Genomic DNA, 2,604 nt, shown 5'->3' with positions numbered 1-2,604 from the left:
CAGCCTGCAAAGCCAAAGCGATAAAACCACTCTCACCGCCAGTCAAACCCTCACCATCGCCAGCACCCAAGCCAGCATCCGCATCGCCGCCCCCCACCACTTGCTCATGACCGCCCAAGGCGCCGGCATCATACTCGAAGGTGGCAACATCACCCTCACCGCACCCGGCACTGCTGCTTTTAAGGCTAGTATGAAGGTGTTGGCGGGGGCGGGGCGTAGTACGCCGCAATTGCCGAATTTACCCAAGAGCGAACCTATAATTTCGGCATTAAAACCTATTTTCAGCCAGCAATTTGATTTATCGCATTTGGCTAACAACGAGCTGTTTGGATTTTCATCGGAAAAAATCCCTTATCAAATCTTCGATAAAAACGGCCGTTTTATCACTTCTGGAATCACCAATTCGGATGGCTTAACCGACCGGATTTTAACCAATGAACCTACACAATTGGTCGCTTTTATAGGCGATGGCGATTGGCAGATTGAAGAACATTTTGAGGCAAATGATTTTACTGAAGGTGGTAAGGAAGAAAGTTTATGAAAGAAGTTTATATCGTTAAAAAAGGCGATACCTTAACAAAAATAGCTAAACAAAATGGATTGACGGTCAAAGAATTAAAAAACTTAAATCACCTGAACAATCCAAACAAAATTGCTATTGGCCAAAAAATCAATCTTAGAAAAGACAAAGTATTAGGTTTTCAGGCTTTACTATTGGAAAACGACCGGGTAGCTATTAAAGGCTTAAATTACCGTTTTGAATTTAAAAATGGTTGCGTAGTGGGAAAAACTGGCGAAGATGGCTTGACCAAACAAATTATGACTGAAACTCCCTTTGACGAGGTGCGGATTTTTGTCGAGCGTCTAGATAAGTCAGTTAAAGAAATAGCTAAAGTTACTTCTGGCTACGGCAACAAACTCGTAACCCTAGTCAGTCCTAGCATAAAATTGGAAGCCATTACGCAAGACCATCCAAATTTAAAACAGGGTGAAATTCCGCAAAAAAAGGAAAAAACAAAACCTATATACGATCCAAATGCTAAACAACCTGCAACTATAGATAAAAAAGAATTAGGTGCAAAAGTCACAAATACCAAAACTGAAGATCACAAACCTGTTGTTAAAGTTGAGGGGGATATTCCTGAATTAAGTTTTTTAGGGGAGTATGTTGGTGGAGAAATAACTAAATTGGATATAGAACAGGCAGCAGCAGAACTCAGATGTGAACCCGGTTTAATTTATGCAATCGCTCGACAGGAATCTGCCAGTTCTTCATTCATCAAAATTAATGATAAAACAGTACCTACTATTTTGTACGAGCGTCATAAATTTTCAGAATTTACTAAACATAGCTACGATAAACTGTATCACGATATTTCGGGGCGAGCATATAAACGAGCCAGAAAAAATAAAAAAGGTTTTTGGGTTGAAAATAAAACTGGAGAGCTTGTTTCGGAAAATGATGTTTATGGATCATCTGGTGTATCACAGTACAGACGTTTAGTAAAAGCATACCAACTAGATCAAGATGCTGCATTAAAAGCGTGTTCTTGGGGTAAATTTCAGATTATGGGATTTAATTTTAAAAATGCAGGGTTTGGTACAGTAAATGATTTTGTTAAAGCGATGTGTAAAAGTGATGCTGAACATATAAAGGCATTTTTAAAATTTGCCAAATCAAATAAATTGCTTTTGCAAGGCTTACGTAATAAAGATTATAAAAAAATTGCTCAAGGTCACAATGGTGATAATTGGAGATCAATCAACCCTGATTATCCGACAAATATTGAGATATTTTATAAAAATTACACAAATAACAATAAAACGGAAAAGTGATGAGAAAAATAAAATATATATTATTGTTTTTTTTTAGCATAAACTGTAAAGCCAATAATTTATGTTTAATAGATGAAGTTAAATTGTTATCTTTTAAAGTTAAAACTCAAAAAATATTATCTGTATGTAAAGGTAAAAATAGCGCTTATTTATCTTATAGATTTGGTATACCTTCAAATATTGAATTGCAATTTCCTGATAAATTAGATATTTCATCTTGGAAAGAGTTCCAATTTACAGGTATGAGACGTGGTGGAGGAAAACAAAACGCTGGATTTGGTTCATATAGTCTTTCATTTACAAAATATAATGTTGAATATTCAATTTTTCAGGAATGGAATGATGAAAGTGAAGAGTATTCAATTGGAGTTGTTATATCAGTTGAAGGTAAAAAAAATATTGTTCTGAATGGTATAAAAAAATCACAAGAAGGTTCGCTTATTTTGCTAGAAGATGAAAATAAATATATACAAAATGATTTTGAAAAAAATATCGAATAAATTCAAAATTGAGTAACCCTAGCCCGAAGACAATAAATGAACTTCTTGAAAAGAACTTCTATTTATTTGTTATTAATAGTGATCTTAGCTTTTCAAGCTACCAATGCTACAAATTTGACACAATCATCGCAAAATGAAATTTTTGATAACCCATTTGTGGTTATAGGGCTTAATCCAAATACAAAAATATTGACGGGATATGTAGCCGCACTCAGAACAGCTCCTGGGATTTGAGGTCAAGTCTTGCACGCCGTTTTGCAACTTACGA

3 protein-coding genes are annotated in these 2,604 nt (G+C 35.3%); all 3 read left to right on the top strand.

All coding sequences use genetic code 11. From position 1 onward, the window contains the following. A partial coding sequence (locus C0512_RS15125) for a DUF2345 domain-containing protein (protein WP_290863064.1) occupies positions 1-541 on the top strand: 541 nt, incomplete at its 5' end. Then, the gene (locus C0512_RS15120) at positions 538-1,836 is read left to right on the top strand and encodes an N-acetylmuramidase domain-containing protein (RefSeq protein WP_290863062.1); all 1,299 of its coding nucleotides are present in this window, start codon (positions 538-540) and stop codon (positions 1,834-1,836) included. The genes C0512_RS15125 and C0512_RS15120, both read left to right, overlap by 4 nt. Continuing rightward, on the top strand, positions 1,836-2,336 hold the full coding sequence (locus C0512_RS15115; RefSeq protein WP_290863060.1) for a hypothetical protein: 501 nt from the start codon (positions 1,836-1,838) through the stop codon (positions 2,334-2,336). Before C0512_RS15120 ends, C0512_RS15115 begins: the two co-directional genes overlap by 1 nt. The last annotated feature ends 268 nt before the right edge of the window (positions 2,337-2,604 follow it).

Origin of the sequence: Flavobacterium sp. (genome assembly GCF_013822155.1) — a bacterium.
In the GTDB taxonomy this organism is placed as follows: domain Bacteria; phylum Bacteroidota; class Bacteroidia; order Flavobacteriales; family Flavobacteriaceae; genus Flavobacterium.
Note: the sequence above shows the minus strand (reverse complement) of the source record. Positions and strands in the feature narration are given on the sequence as shown.